Origin of the sequence: Fontisphaera persica (genome assembly GCF_024832785.1) — a bacterium.
GTDB classification, from domain to species: domain Bacteria; phylum Verrucomicrobiota; class Verrucomicrobiia; order Limisphaerales; family Fontisphaeraceae; genus Fontisphaera; species Fontisphaera persica.
The window spans coordinates 3,394,500-3,420,973 of the sequence record NZ_CP116615.1 but is presented as its reverse complement, the minus strand read 5'-3'; the positions used below and the strand labels follow the sequence as shown (position 1 = coordinate 3,420,973).

22 protein-coding genes are annotated in these 26,474 nt (G+C 62.2%); 17 read left to right on the top strand and 5 right to left on the bottom strand.

Annotated elements, in window-relative coordinates:
• Positions 1–8 precede the first annotated feature (8 nt).
• Together NXS98_RS12810 and NXS98_RS12805 are read left to right on the top strand one after the other, a co-directional pair.
• Complete coding sequence (locus NXS98_RS12810) at positions 9–1,349, top strand: Gfo/Idh/MocA family protein (RefSeq protein ID WP_283845403.1); 1,341 nt, start codon at positions 9–11, stop codon at positions 1,347–1,349.
• Positions 1,350–1,418: 69 nt separating this feature from the next.
• The gene (locus NXS98_RS12805; protein WP_283845402.1) at positions 1,419–2,186 is read left to right on the top strand and encodes an RluA family pseudouridine synthase; all 768 of its coding nucleotides are present in this window, start codon (positions 1,419–1,421) and stop codon (positions 2,184–2,186) included.
• A gap of 7 nt (positions 2,187–2,193) precedes the next feature.
• Here NXS98_RS12805 and NXS98_RS12800 read toward each other — a convergent pair whose 3' ends face one another.
• Positions 2,194–3,291 carry a TlpA family protein disulfide reductase gene (locus tag NXS98_RS12800; RefSeq protein ID WP_283845401.1) on the bottom strand — a complete coding sequence of 366 codons (1,098 nt, stop codon included), beginning with the start codon at positions 3,289–3,291 and terminating at the stop codon, positions 2,194–2,196.
• A 129-nt stretch (positions 3,292–3,420) separates the two neighbouring features.
• Here NXS98_RS12800 and NXS98_RS12795 point away from each other — a divergent pair, with 129 nt between their 5' ends.
• Positions 3,421–4,707 carry a glucuronyl esterase domain-containing protein gene (locus NXS98_RS12795; RefSeq protein ID WP_283845400.1) on the top strand — a complete coding sequence of 429 codons (1,287 nt, stop codon included), beginning with the start codon at positions 3,421–3,423 and terminating at the stop codon, positions 4,705–4,707.
• Between the two features lie 18 nt (positions 4,708–4,725).
• Here NXS98_RS12795 and NXS98_RS12790 read toward each other — a convergent pair whose 3' ends face one another.
• Positions 4,726–5,529, bottom strand: a complete 804-nt coding sequence (locus NXS98_RS12790; protein WP_283848173.1) for a DUF1559 family PulG-like putative transporter — start codon at positions 5,527–5,529, stop codon at positions 4,726–4,728.
• 42 nt (positions 5,530–5,571) lie between these two features.
• On the opposite strand from NXS98_RS12790, the gene bioF reads away from it, so the two are divergent.
• The gene (gene bioF / locus NXS98_RS12785; RefSeq protein ID WP_283845399.1) at positions 5,572–6,924 is read left to right on the top strand and encodes an 8-amino-7-oxononanoate synthase; all 1,353 of its coding nucleotides are present in this window, start codon (positions 5,572–5,574) and stop codon (positions 6,922–6,924) included.
• Positions 6,921–8,372, top strand: a complete 1,452-nt coding sequence (bioA, locus tag NXS98_RS12780; protein ID WP_283845398.1) for an adenosylmethionine--8-amino-7-oxononanoate transaminase — start codon at positions 6,921–6,923, stop codon at positions 8,370–8,372. Before bioF ends, bioA begins: the two co-directional genes overlap by 4 nt.
• A gap of 36 nt (positions 8,373–8,408) precedes the next feature.
• Here bioA and NXS98_RS12775 read toward each other — a convergent pair whose 3' ends face one another.
• Entirely contained in the window at positions 8,409–8,558 is a 150-nt protein-coding gene (locus NXS98_RS12775) for a hypothetical protein (protein ID WP_283845397.1), read from the bottom strand.
• Positions 8,559–8,660: 102 nt separating this feature from the next.
• The gene (locus NXS98_RS12770; RefSeq protein WP_283845396.1) at positions 8,661–9,146 is read right to left on the bottom strand and encodes a QcrA and Rieske domain-containing protein; all 486 of its coding nucleotides are present in this window, start codon (positions 9,144–9,146) and stop codon (positions 8,661–8,663) included.
• A 195-nt stretch (positions 9,147–9,341) separates the two neighbouring features.
• Between NXS98_RS12770 and NXS98_RS12765 the strand changes: the two genes are divergently transcribed.
• The 12 genes from NXS98_RS12765 (at position 9,342) to NXS98_RS12710 (ending at position 24,359) form a co-directional block, all read left to right on the top strand.
• Positions 9,342–11,807 carry a DUF1549 domain-containing protein gene (locus tag NXS98_RS12765; RefSeq protein WP_283845395.1) on the top strand — a complete coding sequence of 822 codons (2,466 nt, stop codon included), beginning with the start codon at positions 9,342–9,344 and terminating at the stop codon, positions 11,805–11,807.
• Between the two features lie 6 nt (positions 11,808–11,813).
• Positions 11,814–13,325 (top strand): DUF1501 domain-containing protein, encoded by a 1,512-nt coding sequence (locus NXS98_RS12760; RefSeq protein ID WP_283845394.1) that lies wholly within the window; start codon positions 11,814–11,816, stop codon positions 13,323–13,325.
• A gap of 139 nt (positions 13,326–13,464) precedes the next feature.
• Entirely contained in the window at positions 13,465–14,211 is a 747-nt protein-coding gene (locus NXS98_RS12755; RefSeq protein ID WP_283845393.1) for an MlaE family ABC transporter permease, read from the top strand.
• Positions 14,208–14,972 carry an ABC transporter ATP-binding protein gene (locus NXS98_RS12750; protein WP_283845392.1) on the top strand — a complete coding sequence of 255 codons (765 nt, stop codon included), beginning with the start codon at positions 14,208–14,210 and terminating at the stop codon, positions 14,970–14,972. The genes NXS98_RS12755 and NXS98_RS12750 overlap by 4 nt, the downstream gene beginning before the upstream one ends.
• Positions 14,973–14,977: 5 nt before the next feature.
• Complete coding sequence (locus NXS98_RS12745; protein ID WP_283845391.1) at positions 14,978–16,012, top strand: MlaD family protein; 1,035 nt, start codon at positions 14,978–14,980, stop codon at positions 16,010–16,012.
• 213 nt (positions 16,013–16,225) lie between these two features.
• A complete protein-coding gene (locus NXS98_RS12740; RefSeq protein ID WP_283845390.1) occupies positions 16,226–17,359 on the top strand; it encodes a DUF8744 domain-containing protein in 1,134 nt (377 codons plus the stop codon).
• Between the two features lie 182 nt (positions 17,360–17,541).
• Positions 17,542–18,075: a protein-tyrosine phosphatase family protein gene (locus tag NXS98_RS12735; RefSeq protein WP_283845388.1), complete on the top strand. Its 534-nt coding sequence runs from the start codon at positions 17,542–17,544 to the stop codon at positions 18,073–18,075.
• Between the two features lie 46 nt (positions 18,076–18,121).
• Positions 18,122–19,531 (top strand): alkaline phosphatase family protein, encoded by a 1,410-nt coding sequence (locus tag NXS98_RS12730; protein WP_283845387.1) that lies wholly within the window; start codon positions 18,122–18,124, stop codon positions 19,529–19,531.
• 92 nt (positions 19,532–19,623) lie between these two features.
• Complete coding sequence (locus tag NXS98_RS12725; RefSeq protein ID WP_283845386.1) at positions 19,624–19,980, top strand: ArsR/SmtB family transcription factor; 357 nt, start codon at positions 19,624–19,626, stop codon at positions 19,978–19,980.
• A gap of 1,094 nt (positions 19,981–21,074) precedes the next feature.
• Complete coding sequence (locus NXS98_RS12720; protein WP_283845384.1) at positions 21,075–21,470, top strand: Dabb family protein; 396 nt, start codon at positions 21,075–21,077, stop codon at positions 21,468–21,470.
• 15 nt (positions 21,471–21,485) lie between these two features.
• Positions 21,486–22,778, top strand: coding sequence for a UDP-N-acetylglucosamine 1-carboxyvinyltransferase (gene murA, locus NXS98_RS12715; RefSeq protein ID WP_283848172.1), 1,293 nt, complete (start codon positions 21,486–21,488; stop codon positions 22,776–22,778).
• Between the two features lie 726 nt (positions 22,779–23,504).
• Positions 23,505–24,359 carry an LpxI family protein gene (locus tag NXS98_RS12710; protein WP_283845383.1) on the top strand — a complete coding sequence of 285 codons (855 nt, stop codon included), beginning with the start codon at positions 23,505–23,507 and terminating at the stop codon, positions 24,357–24,359.
• Here NXS98_RS12710 and rpoD read toward each other — a convergent pair.
• Entirely contained in the window at positions 24,356–26,338 is a 1,983-nt protein-coding gene (gene rpoD, locus NXS98_RS12705; protein WP_425499908.1) for an RNA polymerase sigma factor RpoD, read from the bottom strand. The genes NXS98_RS12710 and rpoD overlap by 4 nt on opposite strands.
• Between the last annotated feature and the right edge of the window lie 136 nt (positions 26,339–26,474).

Genomic DNA, 26,474 nt, shown 5'->3' with positions numbered 1-26,474 from the left:
TAATCCTTATGAGCAACCATTATTCGGTCAACCGGCGCAGTTTCCTGCGTTCTGCCGCGCTGGCGGCGTCCGCTCCGTTCATTCTGCCCTCACACGTCTGGTCAGCGGAGGTCAGCCCCAACAACCGCATCACCATGGGATGCATTGGCATGGGCACCCAAGGCCGGGGCCTGTTGGGCGGCTGGCTGGGCATGTCCGAAGTCCAGGTTGTGGCCGTCAATGACTGCGACGGCTTCCGCCTCCAATACCACAAAAAGATGGTGGAAGACCGCTACGCCAAAAATGCGGCGCAGGGGACATACAAGGGATGCGACGCCTATAAGGATTTCCGGGAATTGCTCCAGCGCAAGGACATTGACGCCGTGTGCATTGCCACGCCCGATCACTGGCACGCCATCCAGGTGATCATGGCCGCCAACGCCAAGAAGGACATTTATTGCGAAAAACCCCTCTCCCTGACCATCGCCGAAGCCCGCGCCATGGTGAACGCCGTCCGCAAAAACCAGCGCGTCTTCCAGACCGGCAGCATGCAGCGTTCCTCGCGTGAATTCCTCAAGGCCTGCGAACTGGTGCGCAATGGCGTCATCGGCAAAATTCAGGAAATCTACGTCTCGGTGGGCGGCCCGTCCAAATGGTGCGATTTGCCGGAAGAACCGATGGAGCCGGACCTGGATTGGGACTTGTGGCTGGGGCCGGCGCCGATGCGCCCCTACAACTCGGTGCTCAGCCCGCGCCGGGTGGTCAAGGAGGAGAATGGCGTGAAGAAAGAATCCCCCCACAGCCATTTCCCGAACTGGCGCAATTACCGCGAGTATTCCGGCGGCATGATGACCGACTGGGGCGCCCATCACTTCGACATCGCCCAATGGGGCCTGGGCATGGACGAAAGCGGGCCGGTGGAAATCCTCCCGCCCGACGGCAAGGACATCAAACGCCTCACCTACAAATATGCCGACGGCACCTTGATGTATCACGGCGGCCTCCAGGGCTACGGCTTCGGCGTGGTGTTTGTGGGCGAAAAAGGCAAGATTTGCGTGGACCGCGGCCGCTTCAAAGCGGAGCCGGAAGGCATTGACGCGGACTACAAACCCGGCAGCCTGCCCATCAAGCTCTACAACAGCTCCAATCACCAGCGGGATTTCCTGGCCTGCATGCGCTCCCGCCAGAAACCCATCTGCGACGTCGAGGTGGGCTGCCGCTCCGTGACCGTCTGCCATCTGGGCAATTTGGCCTACTGGAACAAGCGCGCCTTGAAATGGGACCCGGTGAAAGAACGGTTTATTGGCGACAACGAAGCCAACGGCTGGCTGGACCGTCCCAAACGCGCCCCGTGGGACAAGGCGGTGTGAGGCGCATACCCTCGGCAACCCTCTCCTCAAATCCCCCGCCGCAAGGCGGGGGATTGCTTTTGCTGAACTATGTGGCGCGAGCCATGGATTGAACTGGGACGCGGCCGCGGGCGCGTGCGCATCCCGATTGTGCACGAGGACCGCCAATGCCTGGTGGTGGACAAACCCGCAGGCTGGCTGCTGGCGCCGGCGCACTGGGACCGCACCTCCCGGAATTTAACCGCAGCCCTCATGGCAGCCATTCAGGCGGGTGCCCCCTGGGCGCGTGCGCGGCAGCTCAAGTTTCTTCGTTTTGTGCACCGGCTGGATGCCGAGACCACCGGCCTGGTGTTGATGGTGAAACAGCGGGCGCTGCTGGATGCCTACACCGATTTGTTTGAGCAGCGGCAGGTGCACAAGGTGTACCTCGCGGTGGTTCACCGCCCCCCGCCCCAAAAGGAATGGACGGCCACCCAACCCCTCGCCCCCGTACCCGGTCGCCCGGGCCGCATGCAGGTGGATGAGCGCCGCGGCAAACCGGCCGAAACTCATTTTCGCGTCCTCGCCAGCCATCCGCGCTTCACCGTGGTGGAAGCGCGCCCTGTCACCGGCCGCACGCATCAAATTCGCGTTCACCTGGCGGCAGCGGGCTGTCCGGTGGCGGGCGACACTCTCTACGGCGGGCAGCCGCCCACCCCGGCCGCGCGGGAGCGTTTTCCGCTGGCGCTGCGGGCGGCGCATCTGGCTTTTGTGCAACCGTACACCCGGCAGCGCGTGCAGGTGACCGCCGAGACGGCCGAGTTTCTGGCGGCGTTCGGCTTTGCCTCGCTGGCCTGGCAGCCACCGCCCGCAGCCTGAAGCCGCTTTACTCGGCCAGCAGTTTGCGGACCTTGTCCGCCAGGTTGGCGCGGGCGTTCATGTCCACCAGCACGCCTTTTTTGTCCACCAGCCACATGGTGGGAATGGCGGTGATGCCAAATTCCTGGCCAAACTTGTTGCCCCAGGCCTTGCCGTCAAAGTATTGCGGCCAGGGCATGTTCTTTTCCTTGATGAACTTCTGGAGGGCTTCCTTGCTGTTGTCGAAACTGATGCCCACAATTTCAAAGCCCTTGGGATGCAGCTCTTCGTACGTTTTCAACACATTGGGCAGCTCGGCAACGCACGGCCCGCACCACGTGGCCCAGAAATCCACCAGCACCACCTTGCCCTTGTAATCCGAAAGCTTCACTTCGCGGCCATCCAGAGCAGTGAACGACAGCTCCAGCGGTTTGCCCAGCGCTTCCAGCCGCTTCAGCAAACCGGCGCAACGCTCCTTCACCGCCTGCGGGGCGCGCGGCTCCTTGAGCAGCTCCCGGGCCAGTTCCCGGCCTTTTTCGCCCTCCGCATTGGCCACCACGGAAAACAGCATCTCGTACACCTCCGGCTGCCCGGGGAATTCCTTTTGCAGCTCGCGCGCCCCTTTTTCCAGCTCGGCCAGCATGGCCGCCGTGCCTTGCTCTTGCACGGCATGCACCCGGCGTTCCACCTGCTTGTGGCGAATTTCAAACCGGTCCTCCTCGGAAAGAGTGCTGTCGGCCAGCCGCGCTTTCTCCAGCTCCACCACCCGCGCCTCCAAACCCTTCTGGCCCATGCTGATGAGGCGATTCAAAAACTCATATTCCTTGCGCCGCGCCCGGGGGGCGTTGGGGTCATCGGGAAAACGCGTGTAAAAGTCCTTCGCCTTGTCCACCGCCCGCAGGAGGGTTTCCTTCACCGTGCCCAGGTATTTTTCGTACTCCTCTTTAGTCGGCCGCTGCGCCCGCCATTCCTTGGGCGTGGGCGGGGTGCGGCTGGCCAGTTGAAATTCCTCCCAGGCCTTCTCGGCCTCGCTCAACTCGGCGGCCAGGGCCGGCCCAAGCCACAGACCCGCAGCCAATACGGCGGCCATGACCCCACGCAGGCAGACAGAATAAATTATTTTCATAGATGCCATCAGCCGCGGCCGGGAGTTCAGCCCATCGGCTGTACGGGTAACATAGCCCGCTCCGGAAGGGCCGCGCAAGCCTCGTTTCGGTCTCGTCAAACCCGTCCGGCCCAGGTAAAATGCTTCCTGATGAAAGCACGCTTCCTTGGCAGTCTGGGACTCTCTTTGGCTGCGTTGTGGGCCGCGGCAGCCCCTTTTCAACCCAATTATGATGAGGACAAAGTGCCGGAATACCGGCTGCCGGACCCGCTCGTCCTGCCCAACGGCAAACCCATCGAAGACGCCAAAACCTGGGAGAAAAAAGGGCGTCCGGCCATTCTCAAATTGTTCACGGAGCACGTGTATGGCCGCGCGCCGGGACGGCCGGCCGGGATGAAGTTTCAGACCTGGTCGTATGACCGCCGGGCGTTGGACGGCAAAGCCACCCGCAAGGAAATCATCATTTACCTCACCGGCAAGACCAACGGCCCGTCCCTCGAGCTGCTGATTTACCTCCCCAACCAGGCCCTCAAACCCGTGCCGGTATTTCTGGGGTTGAATTACTTTGGCAACCAGTCCGTTCATCCCGACCCGGCCATTAAAATGACTGAGCGCTGGCTCCGGCAGAGCAAGGACGACACCGTGGTGAACAACCGCGCCACGGAAAAATCGCGCGGCTGCCAGGCGTCCCGCTGGGCCATTGAACAGGCGCTTGAACGGGGATTTGCCGTGGCGACTTTCTATTATGGCGACATCGAGCCGGACCATGAGGAGGGCTGGAAAACCGGCGTGCGCGCCGCCCTCAGCAAGCAAGGCCCCAACACTGTCTATGGCCCGTCGGACTGGGGCGCGCTCGCAGCTTGGGCCTGGGGACTGAGCCGGGCCATGGATTACATCGAAAAAGACCGGGATTTGGACGCCCGCCGCGTGGTGGTCTTCGGGCATTCCCGTCACGGCAAGGCTGCCTTGTGGGCGGGCGCGGTGGACACGCGCTTTGCCATCGTGATTTCCAATGACTCCGGCTGCGGCGGGGCTGCCTTGAGCCGACGGCGCTTTGGCGAGACGGTGGAGCGCATCAACACGGTCTTTCCGCACTGGTTCTGCGGGTTGTTCAAGCAGTATAACAACAACGAGGATGCCCTGCCGGTGGACCAGCATCAGCTCATCGCACTCATTGCGCCGCGGCCAGTCTATGTGGCCAGCGCCGACAAGGATTTATGGGCCGACCCCAAAGGCGAATTCCTGGCGGCCAAACACGCCGAGCCGGTGTATCGGCTGTATGGCCTGCCGGGGCTGGGAGTGGAGCAAATGCCCGCCACCAACACGCCGGTGGGCGGCCACATCGGTTATCATCTGCGGGCGGGAGCGCACGACATCACCGCCTACGACTGGGAACAATACCTTCGTTTTGCCGCCCGGCATTTTGGGATGCCGTGAAAGCGGGCGCCGGGCTGGTCACCAAAACGCGCCGAAATGCTTGCGGCTCAAGGGGTCCATCGCCTCGTGCTCGCGCATCCTGGACATCGGCACCCACCGCACCGAGCCATCCAAAAATGACACATTGCCGCCCCGGCTGCCCGCCTGCGCCGGCGGCACAGCGCCAAAGCTGTAGAGGCGCACGGTTTCCACCTGCTTCACCGGGTCTATTTCCGTGCGCCCGCCGGTGGCCGTATGCTGGGCGGTGGTGAATTTTTCCGTCTGCGAGTACTGATTCAAATCGCAGAACAGCTCCAGCGCGGGCTGGCCGTTGGTGGGGCGGTCATTGAGGCTCTGGGGCGATTGCCAGTTAAACTTGGCGGGCGGCAGGTCATCATAGTAGCCGCGGCCGCCCAGGTAATTGTAGCCCAGCTCCACGCCGCGGACCTCCTTGCGGGGCTCATCTCCGTAGCAGGCGTACACATTGGGACAAATCATCACCCGGTAGGTAAGCTGATATTCCAGCCACAATTGATAAGTTTCATCGGAGAGCCAGGAAATGTGCTGAAACAGGTTGAAGCCGCCCATTTTGTTGTTCATGCCGGAGGGCAGCCGCTGGCGGTAATCATCGGCGTAGGCGTGCATGGCCAGCGTCAACTGCCGCAAATTGCTCACACACTGGGCGCGCCGCGCTCTTTCCTTCGCCAGCGCCAGCGCCGGCAACAGCAGGGCCGCCAAAATGGCAATAATGGCCACCACCACCAGTAACTCAATGAGGTTAAATCCCTGGCGCCATTCCCGGCGGGAATGCCTGCCTGCCTGCGTTGTCCAAGGCTGCCGCATCGTGGGTTCCGGTTCCCCCCGCGTGGCCATCACCCCCTCAACATGCCTTTAATCCGCCGGATTGGCAACGGCATTTCCACCCCCGCCGGTTCCCCGCTCGCTCGTTCCGCTAGCCCCAGCACGGTGCCCACCGCCTCCCCCGTCAGGGAAGGGCAGCCATTTTTCCATTGCCAGCACGGGCGTTTCAGTTTTGAGTGCGCTGCCGGTAATGTGACTGATTTTGCGGCACAACTGACTGAGGATTTGGCCCGCTGGCGCGAGCGGGGGCTGGGCCGCGCCTTGACGGCCCTGGATTCCCCGCAAGGCCCCCGGGTCCGCCTGTCCGGGCGTGATTACTTGAATTTCTCCGCCAATGATTACCTGGGTCTGGCCAATCATCCGCGCTTGAAAGAAGCCGCCGCCGCCGCGGTGCAAAGGTACGGCGCGGGCGCAGGCGCTGCACGGCTGTTGAGCGGCTCGCTGCCGCCTCAATCTGATTTGGAAACAGCTTTGGCCGATTATAAAAACGCCGGGGCGGCCCTGAGTTTCTCCAGCGGCTATGCCACCGCCCTGGGCGTCATCCCGGCGCTGGTGGACAAGGGCGATGTCGTGTTGCTGGACAAACTGGCGCATGCCTGCCTGGTGGACGGCGCACGCCTGAGCGGCGCCCGGCTGCGCGTGTTTGCGCACAATGACCTCGAAGATTTGGAGGCCAAGCTCCAATGGGCCGTGAGCCAGCGGGCGGCGGGCGGGGCCCGGCGCGTTTTAATCGTATGCGAGTCGGTCTATTCCATGGACGGCGACGCCGCGCCGCTGGCGGACCTGGTTGCGCTCAAAGAGCGTTACGGAGCCTGGTTGCTGGTGGATGAAGCCCACGCCACCGGCGTCCTTGGCCCGCGCGGGGCGGGCTTGGCCCAACAACTCAACCTGGCCGGGCGCATCGAAGTCCAGATGGGCACTTTGGGCAAGGCCCTCGGCGCCGCCGGAGGTTTCATCGCCGGGCCACCCGTGTTGCGGGACTGGTTGGTGAACCGGGCGCGCAGTTTTGTTTTTTCCACCGCCCCCCCGCCTGCCGTGGCCGCGGCCGCTCTGGCGGGTGTGCAATTGGCGCAGTCGGCGGAAGGGGAACAGCGCCGGCAAGCCTTGCGGGAGCGCGTGGCGCAATTGGTGGCGGGTTTGCGGGACCTCGGCTGGCAGGTGGCCGACCCGGCGGCCGCCATTGTGCCGCTGCTCCTGGGCGCCGAGGAGCGGGCGCTCGCTTGGGCGGCTCGGCTGCGGGAGCAAGGCTTCTTCCTGCCGGCCATTCGCTATCCCACCGTGCCGCATGGACGGGCCCGCCTGCGTATCAGTCTAAGCGCCGCCCACACGGCGGAAGACGTCCATGCCCTGCTGGAGGCGCTGCGGAAATTAACATGAACCGGCTGGCCCAGTTGGATGTGCGATACGTGTGGCATCCCTTCACGCAAATGCGCGATTGGATGCGCCAGGAGCCGATTGTCATTGTGCGCGGTCGCGGCCCGGTGCTGTGGGACGCCCACGGCAGAAAATACTTGGATGCCAACGCCTCCATTTGGACCAATCTGCACGGCCACCAGCATCCGGCCCTCAACCGCGCCTTGCGCGCGCAGCTCCAAAAAATCGCCCACAGCTCCGCCCTGGGCCTGGCCAATGAGCCGGCCGCGCTCCTCGCCGCGCAACTGGTGCGGTTGGCGCGGTTGCGCGAACAAAAGGACGCCCGGCCGCGGCTCAACAACCCGGCCCTGGAAAAGGTGTTTTTCTCCGATGACGGCTCCACCGCGCTGGAAGTGGCGCTGAAGCTGGCCTACGAAGCCAGCCGCCGCCTGGGCCGCAGCGGCCCAAAACCGCGCTTCCTGGGCCTGGAGGGCGCTTACCACGGCGATACCGTGGGGGCGGTGAGTCTGGGACACATTGACTTGTTCCACCGCACTTACGCCGGCTTGTTGTTCAAAAGCGATGCCGTCATGGCGCCGTATTGTTACCGCTGCCCCTTCAACCGCGCCCAACCCGAAAGGGCCGACGCCCGCCAGTACCGCCAATGCCAGTGGCAGTGTCTGGGCCAACTGGAAAATCGCCTGGGCCGCGCCCGCCGCCGCGGCCAGCCCTACGCGGCCTTTGTGTTTGAACCCCTCATGCAGGGCGCGGCGGGCATGATTCCCCAGCCCCATGGCTGGCTGCGCCAGGCGGCGGCCTTGGCGCGGGAGCATGGCGCGCTGTTGATTGCGGATGAAGTCATGACCGGCTTCGGCCGCACCGGCCCCCTTTTCGCCTGTCACCGCGAAGGCGTGCAGCCAGACTTTCTGGCTCTGGCCAAAGGTTTGACGGGCGGGTACCTGCCCATGGCTGCCACCCTGACCACCCTCGAAATATTCAACGCCTTTCTGGGGGAATACGCCGAGTTCAAAACCTTCTTCCACGGCCACAGCTACACCGGCAACCAGTTGGGCGCGGCGGCGGCGCTGGCCAGCCTTGGATTGTTGCAAAAACCCGGGGCCGCGGCCCTCCGCCAGCGGCTCGCGCGGCATCTGGCCGGCGCGCTGCAAACCTTATGGGACCTCCCCCAGGTGGGGGACATCCGCCAGGAAGGCCTGGTGGCGGGCATTGAGCTGGTCAAAGACTGGCGCTCGCGCGAGCCGTTTCCGCTGGCCGACCGCGCCGGCTTCCGCGTGTGCGAAGCCATGGCCCGCCGCGGCGTGCTCACCCGGCCCATCGGCAATGTGCTCGTGCTCATGCCGCCCTATTGCGTGTCCCCGCAACAAATCGAGCAAATGGTGGAGGTGTTGCGGGTGTCCGTGCAGGAGGTGCTGGGCAAGGAGCCTGGGAACACTCCACGGCGAAGCCGGTGAGGGGCTTTCCTTTGGCTGGCCCAGCCGGGGGTGTTATCAAGGTTTGGTCACGATGCTGAAAAAGCCGATTTCATTGGTGGCCGCAACAAAGACCGTTTTGGTGGTCCCATCGCCATTCAAGACGGTCAGGCTCGGCGTAGCCCCTTGCGTGGTGGCAAACGGCACCACGGTGGACGTGCCGCCCAAACTCCCTTGAAAACGCACCTCGTACTTCCAGCCGGAGGTGGTGGGAAATACCAGCCGGAACTGGCGGCCGCCGGTGACCGGGGTCAGGGCGCCGGCAATGCGCTAGCCCAAATTGGGGATTTGAATGCGCAACAACCCCGGCGGTGGTGACGCCTGGAATTGAGTGGTGTACGAGGTCAGCGGGGTGGTGGCAGGGCCTTGCAATACCGCGCCATCCGCGCCAAAACGAGAGCCATGCGCCGAACAAAGGATAAAAGAGCCGTTGAAAGGATTGACGGTTGTTCCCGCATGGGTGCAGCGGCTGGTCACCGCGTGAAACACATTGTTGGCCAGGCGGGTGATTACGATTTCCGCAAAGCTGGTGGGCGTGCCGGTGACCCGCACCCGGATTGAGCCATTGGTGTTTTGCAGCGTCGTGAAAGGCGTGACCGAGAGGTCACAAACAAAAGTGCCCGTGCCGCCCTGGCTTTGGGCTAGCGCTTCCACCACGAATAAATGCCGCAACGGGCCGCACCATCCCATGCCCAGGGCGCCAATGGCAAAGAGGCGGACAAACTCACGACGACTGGCCAGACTGTTGTTATCCATAATAATAGTTGGAGTGAGTTAATTTAATAAGTAACCCCATCGCCGCGGGGCGCAAATTTTTTTCCAAGGGCAAAGGCAACGTACTGACCCCCTGGGGCACAAGATAAGCGGCGCATCTCCGCCCGGGCCAGTTCGAGGCCTCATCTAGTGTTCATTCCATTTGCGAATGAGAACTATTGTGCTACCTAATAAATCATGCATTCCCTGCGCTCATGGGGCCTGGTGTGGCTTGGGTTGTTGTCCGGTTGCTGGACCTGGGCCGCTTTGTCTCCCGCGCAACGGCAGCAATTGCCACCCGCGGCGGCCCGCACGGTGGATTTTGTCAAGGACATTCAGCCCATCCTGCAGGTCAGTTGCGCCCAATGCCATGGCCGGGGCAAGGACAAGGGAGGCTTCAAGATAGACACCCGCGAGGATTTTCTGCGAGGCGGCGATTCCGGCCCTGCCGCCCGCGCGGGCGACAGCGCTGGCAGCCTGGTCATTGAGATGGTCAGTGGCCTGGACCCGGACAATATCATGCCCAAAAAGGGCAAGCGTCTCACCGCGCAGCAGGTGGGGCTGTTGCGGGCGTGGATAGACCAGGGACTGCCGTGGCCGCCCGAAATCACCTTTGCGCGGCAGCCGGTGCATAATTTGCATCCCCGCCGGGTGGAGCCGCCCCCGCCCACCGCCCTCAGTGGGCCGCATCCCGTGGACCGCTGGCTGGCAGGTTACTATCAGCAACACGGCGTGCCGGCGCGCTCGCCCGCGCCCGAAGCGGCTTGGGCCAGGCGGGTTTATCTGGATGTCTTGGGGGTTTTACCGACGCCGCAGGAGCTGGAAGCGTTTTTGGCGGATCGGCGCCCGGACAAGCAGGAGCGGCTGGTGCGGCAATTGTTGCAAGACAACCATCGCTACGCGGAGCACTGGCTCTCCTTTTGGAATGATTTGCTCCGCAACGATTACAAGGGTACGGGCTACATTGACGGCGGGCGCAAACAAATCACCGCCTGGCTCTACAGCGCCCTGGCCACCAACAAGCCTTATGACCAGATGGTGCGGGAGCTGTTGCATCCGCGGCCCGAAGCCGAGGGTTTCCTCAAGGGCATCGTCTGGCGCGGCGCGGTCAATTCCAGCCAGACCCCGGCCATGCAGGCCGCGCAAAATGTCTCGCAGGTCTTCATGGGCGTGAATCTCAAGTGCGCCTCCTGCCATGACAGTTTCATCAATGATTACACCCTGGCGGGCACGTACGCGCTGGCCAATGTCTTCAGTGAAGAACCGCTGGAAATTTTTGAATGCGACAAACCCACCGGCCGCAAGGCGGGCTACGCTTTCCTCTATCCCGAGCTGGGCGCGTTGACGCCCTCGACCAACCGCCAGGAGCGCCTGCGAGAAATCGCCGCCCTCATGACCAGCGACCGCAACGGCCGCCTGCCCCGCACGCTGGTCAACCGCCTCTGGGCGCGTTTCTTTGGCCGCGGGCTGGTGGAGCCGGTGGATGAAATGGACGGCCCGGCGTGGCATCCTGAATTGCTTGACTGGCTGGCGGAAGACTTTGTGGCCCACGGCTATGACCTCAAACACCTCATGGCCACGATATTGACCTCGCGCGCCTACCAGCGGGCGGCCGTCCCGGGAACGGAGGCAGCCTCCGAGGCTTATGTTTTTCGTGGCCCGCTGGTGCGGCGGCTCACCGCGGAACAATTCCGGGATGTCCTGGCCGAAATCACCGGCGTGGGCTATCCCTCGCCCGCGGCCACGGTGGACTGGCTGCTGACGGAGCCGCCCGCCCTGCAAACTCAGCGCCTTGAGCAAATCCGCGTGCTCCAGGTCACCCACTCCCCCGAGAGCGCCACCAATCGTTGGATGACGTGGTTTGCCCGCGAATGGGTCCTGGCCAGCCGTCCCGCCGAAGCGCTGGCCGTGCTGGCGGCCAATCTCGAATGGAAGCTTTACATTAACGGCCAGGCCGTGGGAGATACCCGTGCCCCCGAGACGCCCGCCGTCCTTGATTTGACGCCTCATTTGCGTGCCGGTTTGAACGTCCTTGCCGTGCGCGTGGGCCGCAAGCCGGAAAAACCGCCCTTCCCCACCACCCGCAGCCTGGCCGCCTCCCTGCGCGTGAAATCAGAAGGCCTCGTCTGGGAGCTGGACACGGCCCAACACTGGCGGTTTTACGCGGCGGGCACCAACGATTGGAATGCCCTGCCGCCAACGGCGGAGTGGGAGGCAGTCTCTCCCGAATCGGTGAAGCGCGAGGCCGACTGGTTGAATGAAAGGCAGTTTGCCGCAGCCATTCATTCCTTGGAGCGCTGGGGACGCTATCGCTCTGCCTGGGTGGCTGCGGATCCGCTGGCCGTGGCCTTGGACCGGCCGAATCGCGAACAAGTGTGCACGGCCCGCCCCAACCAGGCTACCACCCTGCAAGCGCTGGAGTTGGCCAATGGCAAGACGCTGGCCGCTTTGTTGCGGCAGGCCGCCGCCCGGCTGCACGAGCGTTATCCGCATCCCCCGGAAGCACTGGTTCAATCCGTCTATCGGCATGCCTTGGGACGCGCCCCTACGTCACGCGAACACGCCCTCATCCGCGCCTACCTCAAGGCGCATCCCGGCAAGGAAGGGATTGAGGACTTTCTCTGGAGCCTGGCCATGTTGCCCGAGTTTCAGATGATCTATTAGAGGCTTATGACGACACCGGCACGCATTCCTGCGCCCTCCAGACGGGATTTTCTCAAAACCGCTTCCGCGGCCCTCCTTGGCGCTTTGGCGGCGGGGTTCCCGCGCCGGCTGGAGGCGGAAGACGCCCCTAAAATTGAGCCGGCCGCGGACCGTCTCATCATCCTTTGGATGGCGGGCGGCATGGCCCATACCGAGACCTTTGATCCCAAGCGCTACACGCCCTTTGAAAAAGGCATTAAACCCTCGGATGTCCTGAGCACCTTTCCCAGCATCCCCACCGCCGTGGACGGCATCCGTTTTTCCGCCGGTCTGGAAAACCTGGCCCGGGTGATGGACCGCGGCACCTTGATTCGTTCCTACACCGCCGGCGATTTGGGCTTTATTCTGCACTCGCGCCATCAATACCAGTGGCACACTGGCTATGCGCCGCCGCAAACCGTGGCCGCCCCCCATATCGGCTCGGTGATTGCGCGCACCCTGGGCCCGCTCAACCCGGCCCTGCCCGCCTTTATTAACATTGGCCAGCGGTTTGATGTGGGGGAGGGGGAGGAACTCAAGGCCTTTACCACGGCGGGCTTTTTGGGCAGTGAATATGGGCCGTTCAACGTGCCGTTTCCGGAGCAGGCCGCGCGGGCCATTCAACCGCCGGAAGGCATGACCCCGAGCCGTTTCCAAAACCGGGAGCGCTTTTACCGCCAGTTGCTGGCCAGCAGCCCGGTAATGCGTTACGGCAGCGAATACCAGCGCGAGTCCCTGCTGCGGGCAGTGGATAACGCGCACCGGCTGCTGAACTCGCCCGCGGCCAAGGCCTTTGATTTGAGCCTGGAACCGGAAGCTTCCCTGCGCCAGTACACCGGCGGCATTACGGACCTGGCCAAACTCTCCGAAGCCAAACAAACCCGGGACGGCTCCTACGAAAAAAGCACCATCGGGCGGTTTGGGCTGGGGTGTTTGCTCGCCCGCCGGCTGGCCGAGGCTGGGGCGCGCTTCATTGAAGTCACCACCGAATACATTCCCTTCCTGAATTGGGACACCCACGAGAACGGCCATGAAAAACTCGTCCACATGAAACAGGCCATTGACGCCCCCATTGCCCGGCTCATCCTTGACCTGGAAGAGCGCGGGCTGCTGGAGCGCACGCTGGTGGTGCTGGCCAGCGAGTTCAGCCGTGACTCGCTGGTGGAGGGCAAACCGGACAAGAAAGTCAAAGACCAGGTGGACGTGCCCGATACCATCAACGACCTGAAACATTACGGCATGCACCGGCATTTCACCGATGCGGGGTGTGTGTTGTTATGGGGCGGCGGGGTGAAAAAAGGGTATTTGCATGGCCTGACCGCCGAGGAGCGGCCCTGCAAAACCCTGCGGGACCGGGTGGTGATTGAGGACCTCCACGCCACGCTTTATTATTTGATGGGCATCTCGCCCCAACTGGCTTACGAGGTGGAAAAACGCCCCTTCTACATCACCCGCGACGGCCTCGGCCAGCCCATCAAGGCCGTCATGGCCAGAGGATGATTCTCTGGTCAGCCGGTCTCCTTTCCCCGCCGGCCAGCGGGGCGTCCGGCAAACCATGCGGGATTTGTTTTGAATTTCCGCAGCGTTCGCGCTAAGGAGAATGAGCCGCGGGCTTACACCCCCCGGCGGCCGGAAAACCATGTTTCAAAACATTGGCGAAATGTTGATTCTATTCTGGCGCACGCTGCAAGCGCTGCCCTTGTGGCTGCGGCATCGCCAGAAAATCATGGATCAGATGTTTGAGATTGGCAACGCCAGTCTGCTCATGGCGTGCATCCTGTCCCTTTTCATCGGCGGGGTGCTCACCTTGCAAACCGGCCCCGTGCTGGCCGAGCGCGGGCTGGCCAGCCTGTTGGGCGGCGTGGTCGGCATCAGCATTTGCAAGGAGCTGGCCCCCGTCATGATGTCCATCCTGATTGCCGGGCGCATCGGCTCCGCCATGGCGGCCGAAATCGGCTCCATGAAGGTCTATCAGGAACTGGACGCCCTGCGCACGCTTAACATCAATCCCGTCCATTACCTGGTGCTGCCCCGCATGTTGGCCATCGCCGTGGCACTGCCCACCCTGGTTTTATTTGCGGTGTTAACCGGCTGGCTGGGCGGGGCGGTGGTGGCTCACTACAACCAGTCCATCGCCATTTCCTTTGCCACTTACTTCAACAACCTGCAGGAAGTGGTCGAGCTGGGGGACCTGGCGCATGGCCTCTTCAAGACTTTCTGCTTCGCCGTCGTGGTGGGCCTGGTTTCCTGCCATCAAGGGCTGGTCACCATCGGCGGGCCCCGCGGCATCGGGCGCTCGGTCACCAAGGCGGTGGTCAACTCCATCGTGCTGATTTTGATTCTCGATTATTTCGTGACCCGCTTGCTGCTTTATTTTGAGGAATGAACCCGGCGGAATCCAAACACAACGGGGTCAAGGTCTCGGTGCGTGGCCTGCGGAAGACTTTTGGCGCCCAAACTGTCCTGCAAGGCTTGTCCTTCGAGGTGGCGCCCGGCGAACTGTTTGTCATCATGGGCCCCAGCGGCAGCGGCAAAAGTGTCCTGCTGCGCCATATCATCGGACTGGAAACGCCCGACGCCGGGGAAATCCTCATTGACGGCCAGCCGGTGGACGGCGGGCAAATCATGGACCATTACCGCATGGCGATGGTCTTTCAGAGCGGCGCGCTGCTCAACTCCCTCACGGTGGGCGAGAATGTGGGACTTTACCTGAGCGAGCACCGGCTCAAACCCGCCGCGGAAATCCAGCGCATTGTACGTGAAAAACTGGAGCTGGTGGGCATGGCGGGCACCGAAAACAAGCTCCCCGGCGAGCTGTCCGGGGGCATGAAAAAGCGGGTGGCCATTGCGCGCGCGCTGGTGGTGGAGCCACAGCTTATTTTGTATGATGAGCCCACCAGCGAGCTGGACCCCCTGATTGCCGTGACCATTGCCGAGGAAATCGTGCGCCTGAATGACCGCATGGGGGCCACCTCCGTGGTGGTGACCCACGATCGCGATCTGGCCTTTGGCATCGCCGACCGCGTGGCCATTCTACTGGGGGGACAGCTCCGCGCCATTGGTACCCCCTCGCAGGTCCGGCAATGCGCCGACCCCGAAGTGCAGAAATTTTTAACCGCAGACTTCAAGTTCAAACCTCAAACCTGACGCTTATGCGCAACACTCTCGAAACCCGGTTGGGCATCTTTGCGGCGCTGGCGGTCATCGTGGCCGTCATCATCCTCGAACTGGCGGGCAGCAAGGACCTGTTCATGAAAACCTACCCGCTGCACGCACTTTTCAAAAATGTCCACGAGTTGAAAGTAGGCGACCCGGTTAAAATGGCGGGGGTCCCTGTGGGCCGGGTGGACAGCGTGACGCTGACCAACAATCTGGTGCGGGTCACCCTGCGCCTGCGCAAGGACGTGGTGGTGCGGACCGACTCCAAGGCGCGCATCAAATTCACCGGCCTCATGGGCCAGAACTTTGTCGCCCTTGATTTCGGTTCTGAAAAAGGCGTGCCGCTGGAAGCGGGCAAATTCATTGAAACCGTGGAAGGGGCGGACTTGAGCGAAATGCTGGCCAAGGTGGACAATGTGGCGGCGGGCATTGAAAACATCACCCGCAGTTTCAGCGGGGACCGCATTGACAACCTGCTGGGTCCGCTGACCGATTTCCTGAAACAAAACCGCGAGCCGCTCACCCTGACCATCGGCAATCTGCGCAGCATTTCCGACCAGATTGCCCAGGGACGCGGCACAGTGGGACGGTTGATTCGTGAGGACACCCTGCACGTCACCGCGGTGAACACGCTCTCCAATTTTGAAGCCACCGCCGTGGAAGTGCGCAGCGCGATTGACGAAGGCCGGGCCGTCATTGCCAACGCCAAAACCATCACCACCAACCTGAACCTGGCTTTGACCCGCGCCAACGAAATGATTGAAGGCGTGCAGGCCGGGCGGGGCACGATGGGCCTGCTGCTCAAGGACGACAAACTTTATAACGAAACCTCCACCGCCATGACCAATCTGCGGGAAATCATGCAGAAGATCAACCGCGGCCAGGGCTCGGTGGGCCGGCTCGTCAATGATGAGAGCCTTTTCAAGAACGCCAAACTCACCCTCCAGAAACTCGACAAAGCCACCGAGGGCCTGGAAGACCAGGGCCCGCTTAGCGTGCTGGGCATGGCCATCGGCACGCTGTTCTAAACAACGCTTCCACGGTGTGCTGGTGGCTGCCGGGGCCGGCGCTGCATCAGTGTCTGCTTAGCCGGGGGCTTGCCGCCGGCCTTGCATCCTGCCGCGTGCTCTTCGGCCTTTCCGAAAAATAAAAATAATTGGCTTAAGTCAAACCTGCCCCGGCAGGCTGCTCTACAATGAAGACAACGGGCCAGGCAACGCCCGCCCGGATGACACTTTTTCATGCAAGGTAAAAAACAAATCAGCCAGGGTTGGCAGCGCGCGGGCCGCGCGCCGTGGGTGGTGCTGGCCATGGCCTGTCTGGTGGCGGCCATTTGGGGTGGTCTGTTGCGGCTGGGGGTGCAACTGCCCACGCCCGAACATGGCGCCCAGTGGATTACCCTGCACGGGCCGCTCATGGTGTGCGGTTTCCTGGGCACCGTCATCGGCCTCGAACGCGCCGTGGGCCTCCGCTCCTGGTGGACGTATATTCCGCCCATCCTTACGGGCGCCGGCTCGATTGCGATGGTTGCCGGAGTGACCGCAGCGCATCCCCTTTGGCTCGTGACAGCAGGCAGCGCCGTGTTTGCGGGGGTGGCCTGGCGGGTGGTGGCGCTGCAACGGGCCTTGTTCACGGTGTTGATGGCAGTGGCAGCGGTTTGTTGGGTCACGGGGAATGTGCTGTGGACGCAAGGATGGACCTTCAACCGGATAGTGCCTTGGTGGATGGCTTTTCTGGGCCTGACCATCGTGGGCGAGCGCTTGGACTTAAACCGTTTCACCCGCCCGTCAAAATGGTCCCGCCCCTTCTTGTATGCCGCACTGGCCTTGTTTTTGGGCGGGGTGGGGCTGAGCGCCTGGCACCAGCTTTGGGGCGAGCGTCTGACAGGCGCGGGGCTGTTGGCGCTGGCGGCGTGGCTGGGGTGGTTTGATTTGGCGCGCCGCACCCTCCGGCATCCTGGCCTGCCGCGATTCATGGCCGTATGTCTGTTAGCCGGCTACGCGTGGATGGCCTTCAGCGGCCTGTTGATGATGCGCCACAGTCCGCTGGAAAATGGCCCTTGGCCTTATGACGCCGTGCTCCACACCTTCTTTGTGGGCTTTGTGTTTTCCATGATTTTTGGCCACGCGCCCGTCATCTTTCCCGCCATCTTGAATTTTACCGCCACCTACCGGCCGGTGCTGTATGTGCATGTGGCGATGTTGCATGCCGCTCTGGCCTTGCGCGTGGCCGGTGATTTGCTGGAGATTTTCTGGGCGCGGCATTGGGGCGCCATCTTCAACGGGTTGGCCGTGGCGGTGTTTCTGCTGAACACGGTGGCCTCGGTGGCGCTGCCACATGGATGCTTGCGCCGCTGGTTCAAGGGCGGTCCATGAACCAAATCCCTATGACCATTTTCTCCCACCTCCAGCGATGCTCCCTCACGCCCTCCGCTCCTTGGGCGTACCGCTGAAACCCCTTCACCGGAAGCCTGGTTTTCCCGGCAATTTCCCTTGCGCGAGTTGGAAAAGTGTGAATAGGTTTGGGCATGGTTTTTGGCCGGGTGAATCCATATAGGTTGCCTAACTCCAATGCCTACTGGGTCAAACCAGGCAAACTCATGGCGGGGGAGTACCCGGGGCACCAGCGATCCGAAAAAGCGCGTGCGCGTTTGCGGGAATATCTGGAGGCGGGAATCACCTTTTTTCTGGACCTCACCGTCCCCGGCGAATTGCGTTCTTACGAGCGCTTTCTATATGAAGAATCGCAGGAGCTGGGCGTGATGCCCCTCTATCAACGGCTGCCCATTCCTGATGCTTCCGTGCCCCGCTCGCCGGAGTACATGGCCCAGATTCTCAATGTGATTGACCACGCCCTGGCCGAACGCCATGTGGTTTATGTGCACTGCTGGGGCGGCATCGGGCGCACCGGTCTGGTGGTGGGATGCTACCTCGTCCGCCACGGCATGAAAGGCGAGCAGGCCCTGCGCGAGCTGGGCAAATTGTGGAAAACCGTGGAAAAAGCCGCCTTTTACCCCGAAACGCCGGAGACCCCCCAGCAGCGCGATTACATCCTCAACTGGCGCGAGCCTGCCAAAGCCCGCCGTGCATAAATCCGTTGGGAACGGCAGCAGGTTTCGGCTATACCCGGCTTGAGCCATGCAACGGGTTGCCGTCATCAACGTGGTGGGACTGACTTCCCGCCTCCTGCAATCCGGACACCTGCCCCGCTTGCAGCGCTGGCGGCAACGCGGCTGGCTGGCGCCCATCCAACCCGCTTTCCCCGCCGTCACCTGCACCGCCCAGGCCAATTACCTCACCGGCTGCCTCCCCGCCCAACACGGCATCGTGGGCAATGGCTGGTACCACCGCGAGCTGGCCGAGGTGCATTTCTGGAAACAATCTAATCACCTGGTCACCGCCCCCAAAATCTGGGAGCGCCTGCGCCAGCGGCATCCGGGATTCACCTGCGCCAAGCTCTTCTGGTGGTTCAATATGTATTCCTCCGCCGACTGGAGCATCACCCCGCGCCCCATGTACCCGGCGGATGGCCGCAAAATCTTCGACATTTACACCTGGCCCTTCGAGTTGAAACCGGACCTCAAGCGCGAGCTGGGAGAGTTTCCCTTTCCCACCTTCTGGGGGCCGGCGGCGGGCGTGGCCTCGCCCCAGGGGCCACCCGAGGCCGCCAGCCGCTGGATCGCCGCTGCGGCGCAGTGGATGGAGCGCAAATTCCAGCCGCATTTGCATCTCATCTACCTGCCCCACCTGGATTACAATTTGCAACGTCACGGGCCGGACGCGCCCACGGTCCCGGCGGACTTGCAGCGGGTGGATGAAATCACCGGCGAGCTGCTCGATTTCTTCACTGGCCGCGGCGTGGCGCCGGTGGTGCTTTCCGAATACGGCCTGGTGCCGGTTCATCAACCCGTGCATTTGAACCGCCTGCTGCGCCAGGAAGCATGGCTGGTCCTCAAGGAGGAGCTGGGGCGCGAGCTGCTGGATGCCGGCGCCAGCCGCGCCTTTGCTGTGGCCGATCACCAGGTGGCCCATGTATATGTTAAAAATCCCGCCGACCTGCCCGCCGTGCGCCGGCTGCTGGAAAAAACACCGGGCGTTGCCCGGGTGTTGGGGCCGGAAGAAATCGCCGCGGCCGGACTGCGGCATCCCCGGGCGGGCGATTTAATCGCAGTGGCGGCGCCCAACGCCTGGTTTACTTACTATTACTGGCTCGACGACACCCGGGCACCGGACTTTGCGCGCACCGTGGATATTCATCGCAAGCCCGGTTATGATCCGGTGGAATTATTCCTCGATCCCGCCCTGCGTTTTCCCCGGCTTAAAATCGGCTGGCGATTGCTGCAAAAAAGACTGGGATTCCGCATGCTCATGGACGTCATTCCGCTGGAGGCCTCGCTCGTCAAAGGCTCGCACGGCGCCCCCCCGGCGGAGGCGGCGGATTATCCGGTGTTCATCGCCCCGTGCCCCTTGCCGGAAAGCCCGCCCCAGCTCCCCTCTACAGCGATTGCCGCAGCCCTGGAAGCAGTGGTGGAGTCGCGCATGCCTTAAAAAATCGGGCCGAATGCCGCCCAGCATTTGACAAGCCCACCTCCCCTTCGTAGGTTAGTCCCAGCGACGCGAACTGTTAGGTCGGGCCAGATATGGGAAAAAAACCAGTCAGCCGGGTGCCTGCGGATCAAGGGTTGCATGTCATTGCCGCCCGCTTCCGCCTTTTAGGTGATGTCCACCGCCTCAAAATCATTGACTTGCTGGATGACGGCGTAAAGGAGCGCTCTTTGGCCGACATCAAATCCCACCTGCGCCTCAACCAGGCCACCCTGGACAAACACCTGCGCGCCCTGACCAGCGCCGGCGTGCTCGGCAAACGCAAGGACGGCCACACCGTCTGGTACTCCCTCATTGACCCCAGCGTGCACGAACTGTGCGAACTGGTGGGCGAAAGCGTCCAACAACGCCTCGCCGCCCACTTCAAGCACTACGAAGATTACGAAGTGTAAAGCGCCGCGTGCAACATCCGGGCGATGCGCTTGCGACCATGGCGCTCACCCCCCCGGGCCAGTGTGAAGGAGTGTAGCGCAAGCCTCGACCCCATGTAGCGCAGGCGTCCCCGCCTGCGAGTTGGGCCTGCGTCCCGCAGGCTTATTCCAACCTTACGATGCGTGCTCACCTTCGTTACGGCACAGGAAAGATTGGCGCACGGTTTGTTGTTTCCGAGCGTTTCCTCTTTACGTTGGCAATTCAGCAATCACGGAGCCGGGAGGCTCCGTGAACCCGCAGGCGAGGACGCCTGCGCTACATGGGGGGACGCCTGCGCTACAGACCCTCACCTTGGCCTTTTACCACGATGGGGTGGAGGGAAAAGGGGGCAGAACGCGTGAAAAGTGAAACACTAACCACGAATGAACACGAATGGACACAAATTTTGAACAGAAGGAAATGGAGGGAACGAAGAGGGAGAAGAAGCTCCTCACCCTGGCCCTCTCACGGGGAGAGAGAAACACACCCAGTTCGGACACAGGCTTTGCCCTCCCTCATCTTGGCCCTCTCCCACGGGGAGAAGGGAACTGTTAATGGGCGTTGTGGGATTTTTTCGCCCGCTTTTGTTAGCTGCAGGCCGAGATGAAGATGAGGGAAACGTCAGCCGCAGTAAAAACTCATTCATCCTTTGCCCCCCGCCTGCAAGACGCAGGCTGAATCCCGCTTTGCGGGACGAGGACATCTGCGTTGCGGCACAGAAAGGATTGGCGCACGGACTGGTGCTTACATGCGCGTCTGTTTGACTTCGGCAATTCTGCAATCACGGAGCCGGGAGGCTCCGTGAACCCGCAGGCGAGGACGCCTGCGCTACATGGGGGGACGCCTGCGCTACACCCACTTTCGCCCATTGGTGCAGCATGTGGAACGCCTGCGATACTTTCGCTTGTTCGGCCGGGGAGTTGCTGGAAGGGGGAGACAGGATGGTTGAGTTTGCCTGGTTGGCGGTTGGGCAAATTGGCGGGGGTGCGAGGTTTGGCTTTTTCTGGGATTTGCGGTTGCTTTGGCGGGGTGGGTGGCTTACTTTGGCCGGCATCATACCGAAACGATACGCATTATGATGAAACGCAGTTTCTTCCTGTGGGCGGCCGCGCTGATGCTGGCCGCGGTGATGAATGTCCAGGCGGCGGACTCCCCCAAGAAAGGGCTGTTGCGGCACGTGGTGATATTCAAATACAAGGAGACGGTTTCCGCGGCGGAGATTGAGCGGGTGGAGGCGGCGTTTCGGGCGCTGAAGAAATCCATTCCGGGGATTGTTTCGTTTGAGAGCGGGGTGAATGTCAGCCCCGAGAATCTGAACAAAGGTTTCACGCATTGCTATATTCTCACCTTCCGCACGGAGAAGGACCGGGACGCCTATCTGGTGCATCCGGAGCATCAAAAGTTTGTGGACATTGTGAAGCCGGTGCTGGCGGAGCCGCTGGTGATTGATTTCTGGGTGCGGGAGAAGTGATTTATGGCCGGCGCCTTGCGCGGCGGAGTTTTCCGCGTGACGGGCGGCGTGCCGCTGCAGGGGGAGGTCACGCCGCAGGGGAATAAAAATGAGGCGTTGCCGGCGCTGGCGGCCTGTTGCCTGACGGGTGAGCCGGTGCGGCTGGAGAATTTGCCGGACATTGAGGATGTGGACGTGATGTTGCGCATCCTCGCGGCGGTGGGGGTGTCGGTGGAGGAGGAGCCGGGGCGGCAGGCGGTGAAGGTGCAGGCCGCGGCGGAGCCCAATTCGCAGTTGCCGGTGGAATTGTGCGCGCGGTTGCGCGGTTCGGTGACGCTGGCGGGACCGCTGCTGGCGCGGTGCGGGCGGGTGTTTTTGCCGCTGCCGGGCGGGGATAAAATCGGCCGGCGCCGGCTGGACACGCATTTGCAGGTGTTTCAAGAGCTGGGCGCGGAGATTACCGCCACCGGCCAGGGCTATGAGATTACGGCGCGGCGGCTCCGGGGCGCGGACATCTGGATGGATGAAGCCAGTGTGACCGCCACGGAAAATGCCGTGTGCGCGGCGTCGGTGGCGGAGGGGGAAACCACTTTGCGCAATGCCGCCAGCGAGCCGCATGTGCAAAATGTTTGCCATTTGCTCAACCGGATGGGGGCGCGCATTGAGGGCATTGGCTCCAATGTTTTGCGCATCACCGGCGTGCCGGCGCTGCGGGGATGCCATCACCGGATTGGCCCGGATTATCAGGAGATTGGCAGTTTCATTGCGCTGGCGGCGGTGACGCGCGGGCGGTTGTTGATTCGCCAGGCGGGGGTGCCCCACCTGCGCATGATTCGCTCGGCGTTCAACCGGCTGGGAGTGCGCACCGAAGCCGTGGGCGAGGATGATTTGCTCATCCCCGCCGAGCAAAGCCTGCGGATTGTCAATGATTGGGGCGGGGCGGTGCCCAAGATTGATGACGCGCCGTGGCCGGGGTTTCCGGCGGATTTGACGTCGGTGGCGCTGGTGACGGCGACGCAGTGCACGGGGACGGTGCTGATTCATGAGAAGATGTACGAGTCGCGGCTGTATTTCACGGACAGCCTGATTAGCATGGGGGCGCGGATTATTTTGTGTGATCCTCATCGGGCGGTGGTGATTGGGCCGGACCGTTTGCGCGGGGCGCGGCTGAACAGTCCGGACATCCGGGCGGGCATGGCCATGCTGATTGCGGCGTTGTGCGCGGAGGGGGAGTCGGTGATTCAAAACATCATCCAGATTGACCGGGGGTTTGCGCACATAGACCAGCGTCTGCGGCAATTGGGGGCGCGCTTGCAGCGGGAGGTTTGAGGGAGCGAAGCGCGGTGGAGGGTGTCCCTGCATTGCTCGTCCCGAGTGCAGGGTGAGAGTTGGGCAAATCCGTTGTCTTGCGGGGGTGTGGTTTTGCATGTAAGTGTGGTATTCCCGGAAGGCTCCCTTAACCGCTGGACGTTCTTATCTTTGCCCTCTCCCCAAGGGAGAGGGAAATACACCAATTTCGCTCACAGGCTTTGCCCCCCTCACCCTAGCCCTCTCCCAAGGGGAGAGGGGAATAGTTAAAGTACCTCGGATTATTCATGACGCGTGTTTGCTCCGTCAGGCGAGAAGGACAAGTTAGGTACAGAAACACCAATGATTTACCTGCTTCAATTCATTGCCACCGGACTAGGGGACGCAGGCATTGTCCCGCTATGCGGGACGAGACGCCTGAGTTAAGGCACACGAGAAATTGATGGGCGGCTTTGGTGCATCCAGAAGCGTCTGTTTGATGACGGCAATTTGCAATCACGGAGCCGGGAGGCTCCGTGAACCCGCAGGCGTGGACGCCTGCGCTACGCCCTCACCCCCGGCCCTCTCCCCATGGGAGAGGGAGATAGTGCCAACGCCACTTCATTAACATAGCAGGCGCTGTGGGAGGCGAGCCACTAGGCAAGGGATCATTTTCGCCTGGCCGAGGGGATGGATAGAGGCGGGTGTCAGCTTGATGCGCCGCGATTCGCTCATGACATTCCTCCGGGGGGGCATTACACTGGCGGGGTGACGCAAACGTTGGACACGCTGGGAATCATTGCCGGCAATCGCCAATTGCCGCTGGTGCTGGCCCGGGAGGCGCGGGCGGCGGGCATCCGGCGACTGGTGGCGGTGGCCTTTGAGGGCGAGACGCAGCCGGCGCTGGCTGAGCTGGTGGACGAGGTAGAGTGGCTGCGGGTGGGGCAGTTGGGCAAGATGCTGGAGGCTTTCACCCGCCGCGGGGTGCGCCATTGTGTGATGGTGGGGCAGATTGCGCCGAAGAATCTGTTTGATTTGCGGCCCGACTGGCGGGCCATGACGCTGCTAATGCGCCTGAAGGAGAAAAATGCCCACACCATTTTTGGGGCGATTGCGGAGGAGCTGGCCCGCGAGGGCGTGCAATTGATTGAGGCCACGCCCTGGCTGCAAAGCCTGATTCCGCAGCCCGGGCATATTGCCGGGCCTGAAGTCTCGGCCACGCAGGCGGGGGATGTTGCCTTTGGCCATCGGATGGCCCGCGAAATTGCGCGGCTGGACATAGGACAGACGGTGGTGGTGAAAGGAGGGACGGTGCTGGCGGTGGAGGGGTTTGAGGGCACGGACGCCTGTCTGGCGCGCGGCGGGGACCTGGCCGGCAAAGACGGCGGGGCGGTGGCGGTCAAGGTGGCCAAGGCCCATCATGACTTTCGCTTTGACATCCCCTGCGCCGGCCCGCAGACGCTGGAGGTGTGCGCCGCGCACGGCGTGGCCGTGCTGGCGGTGGAAGCCGGCCGCTCACTGCTCCTGGAGCGTGCGGAAATGGAGGCGCTGGCCGCCCGCCGCAAAATCAGCCTGATGGCGGTCCCCCCCCCCGCTGGTAATCCCCCCCACAAGGCCGGTTAAACCGGGGTGGAGGTTTCCAGGAATCCCTGCAACTGGCGCAGGCGGGTGGGATGGCGCATCTTGCGCAGAGCCTTGGCCTCGATTTGGCGGATGCGCTCGCGGGTGACCTTGAATTGCTTGCCCACTTCTTCGAGCGTGCGGGAGTAACCGTCCACCAGGCCAAAGCGCAGTTCCAACACCTTGCGCTCGCGCTCGGTCAGGCTGGCCAGGACATCGTTGACCTTCTCCTTCAACAGGCTGTAGCTGGTCATGTCGGAGGGGTTTTCCGCGCTTTTATCTTCGATGAAGTCGCCGAAATTGGTGTCATCGCTATCTCCCACCGGAGATTGCAGGGAGATGGGCTGCTGGGCCATTTTGAGAACGGCACGGACGCGCTCGACGGGCATTTGCATTTCGTCGGCGATTTCCTCCGGCGTCGGCTCGCGGCCGAAATCCTGGACGAGCTGTTTTTGCACCCGCATCAGTTTATTGATGGTTTCAATCATGTGCACGGGGATGCGGATGGTGCGGGCTTGGTCCGCGATGCTGCGGGTGATGGCCTGGCGAATCCACCAGGTGGCGTAGGTGCTGAACTTGTAACCGCGGCGGTACTCGAATTTTTCCACGGCCTTCATCAGGCCCATGTTGCCCTCCTGGATGAGGTCCAGAAAAGACAGGCCGCGGTTGGTGTATTTCTTGGCAATGGAAATGACCAGGCGCAGGTTGGCCTCCACCATTTCGGTTTTGGCCTGCATGGCTTTGCGGTTGAAATGCTGCATCTGCTTGAAGGCCTCGAGGTATTCCTCGCTGGACATGCGCACCATGTCCTCCAGCGCCTGTTTCTTGCGGAGTTCCGCCTGGAGGATGGACTGAATCTGCGGGTTTTTCTTTTGCGCCTCGAGTTCCTGGATGGTGCGCAGGCAGGTCTGCAGCTTGTCCACCACGTTTTCCGCGACGTTGGCGATTTCCTCGATGACCTTCTGTTTATAGTAAAACTTGGGCAGCATGGCCTGGAGCTTGGCGTCCAGTTTCTTGAACTCCTTCATCAGTTTTTCCCGTTTGGCGGGATTGGTGGCGGCCACCATTTCGCGGTATTTGTCCTGGACCTCGTTGTCCATGACCTGGACGACCTTGACCAGGCGGCGCAAATCCTTGAGGTGATGTTCGCGGCCCTCCACCTTTTTGTCCACGATGACCCGGTCAAACCGCTCCTTGGGCGGCTCGCTGATGAGCTTTTCCGCCAGGGCGAGGTGCTCCTTGGCGGTGAAGCCGAAGCTGTACACGATGCGTTTGACCTCGTTCTCGGCGTCCTCAATGCGTTTGGAAATTTCCACCTCCTGCTCGCGGGTGAGGAGAGGCACCTGCCCCATTTGCTTGAGGTACATCCGCACCGGGTCATCCAGGATGTCCAGCCGGTTTTTGTCGTCGTCTTCTTCCGGCTCCGGTTGTTTGACCCGGTCCACCTCGGCCTGGTCCACAATTTCAACTTCGAGGTTGCGGAGCTTGGTGTAAATCTCGTCCAATTCCTCCGGCGAAACCACGGAATCCGGCAGGGCGTCGTTGATGTCGTTGTACGTCAGGTAACCTTGCTCCTGGGCCAGGCGCACCAGTTCCTTGATTTTTTCGGCCAGGTCCAGGGTCTGGGACTGTTTGCTGCCGTCTCCCGAAAGGTCACCTGACAGAGTTTCCGCCTCCGGCCCCTTGTCTTCGGTGGGGATTTCCCGGGTTTTGGCGGCGCTCTTTTTGACAGCGGGCACCGGAGCGGGGGAGGCCGGTTTCTGGTCAGGCTTGGCTGCGGCGTGCGGGGAGGCTTTTTTAGTGCTATCTTTGGCCTCAGCGGGGGCGCTTTTGGCTGCTTTAGCCGGGGGCGGCGTATTTTTGGCATCCTTCCTGGCCGGGGGCGTGCCGTCCTTGGCCTTGGCGGAAGCGGAAGCCGCTGGTTTGGCCTCTTTGGCCTTGGTGGGTTTGGAGGGGGTCGCAACTACTTTATGGGACGACACTTTACCCTTATCAGCCTTGTCGGCTGATTTTTTCACCTGAGATTTTGCCATAGATGCTTCTCGGAGTATCCGCTACAAATTCTTGTTTAACAAATAGTCTTATACATTAACGCTTTATTGCATGGCAGTCAATCCT

Bases quoted from the DNA above. Each gene is read 5' to 3' on its own strand.
- NXS98_RS12805 (WP_283845402.1), top strand. From the start codon at position 1,419: ATGTGGCGCGAGCCATGGATTGAACTGGGACGCGGCCGCGGGCGCGTG.
- NXS98_RS12725 (WP_283845386.1), top strand. From the start codon at position 19,624: ATGGGAAAAAAACCAGTCAGCCGGGTGCCTGCGGATCAAGGGTTGCAT.
- NXS98_RS12795 (WP_283845400.1), top strand. From the start codon at position 3,421: ATGAAAGCACGCTTCCTTGGCAGTCTGGGACTCTCTTTGGCTGCGTTG.
- NXS98_RS12810 (WP_283845403.1), top strand. From the start codon at position 9: ATGAGCAACCATTATTCGGTCAACCGGCGCAGTTTCCTGCGTTCTGCC.
- NXS98_RS12760 (WP_283845394.1), top strand. From the start codon at position 11,814: ATGACGACACCGGCACGCATTCCTGCGCCCTCCAGACGGGATTTTCTC.
- NXS98_RS12770 (WP_283845396.1), bottom strand. From the start codon at position 9,146: ATGGATAACAACAGTCTGGCCAGTCGTCGTGAGTTTGTCCGCCTCTTT.
- NXS98_RS12755 (WP_283845393.1), top strand. From the start codon at position 13,465: ATGTTTCAAAACATTGGCGAAATGTTGATTCTATTCTGGCGCACGCTG.
- NXS98_RS12800 (WP_283845401.1), bottom strand. From the start codon at position 3,291: ATGAAAATAATTTATTCTGTCTGCCTGCGTGGGGTCATGGCCGCCGTA.
- bioA (WP_283845398.1), top strand. From the start codon at position 6,921: ATGAACCGGCTGGCCCAGTTGGATGTGCGATACGTGTGGCATCCCTTC.
- NXS98_RS12740 (WP_283845390.1), top strand. From the start codon at position 16,226: ATGCAAGGTAAAAAACAAATCAGCCAGGGTTGGCAGCGCGCGGGCCGC.
- NXS98_RS12765 (WP_283845395.1), top strand. From the start codon at position 9,342: ATGCATTCCCTGCGCTCATGGGGCCTGGTGTGGCTTGGGTTGTTGTCC.
- NXS98_RS12790 (WP_283848173.1), bottom strand. From the start codon at position 5,529: ATGCGGCAGCCTTGGACAACGCAGGCAGGCAGGCATTCCCGCCGGGAA.
- NXS98_RS12750 (WP_283845392.1), top strand. From the start codon at position 14,208: ATGAACCCGGCGGAATCCAAACACAACGGGGTCAAGGTCTCGGTGCGT.
- NXS98_RS12730 (WP_283845387.1), top strand. From the start codon at position 18,122: ATGCAACGGGTTGCCGTCATCAACGTGGTGGGACTGACTTCCCGCCTC.
- bioF (WP_283845399.1), top strand. From the start codon at position 5,572: ATGCCTTTAATCCGCCGGATTGGCAACGGCATTTCCACCCCCGCCGGT.
- NXS98_RS12720 (WP_283845384.1), top strand. From the start codon at position 21,075: ATGATGAAACGCAGTTTCTTCCTGTGGGCGGCCGCGCTGATGCTGGCC.
- NXS98_RS12745 (WP_283845391.1), top strand. From the start codon at position 14,978: ATGCGCAACACTCTCGAAACCCGGTTGGGCATCTTTGCGGCGCTGGCG.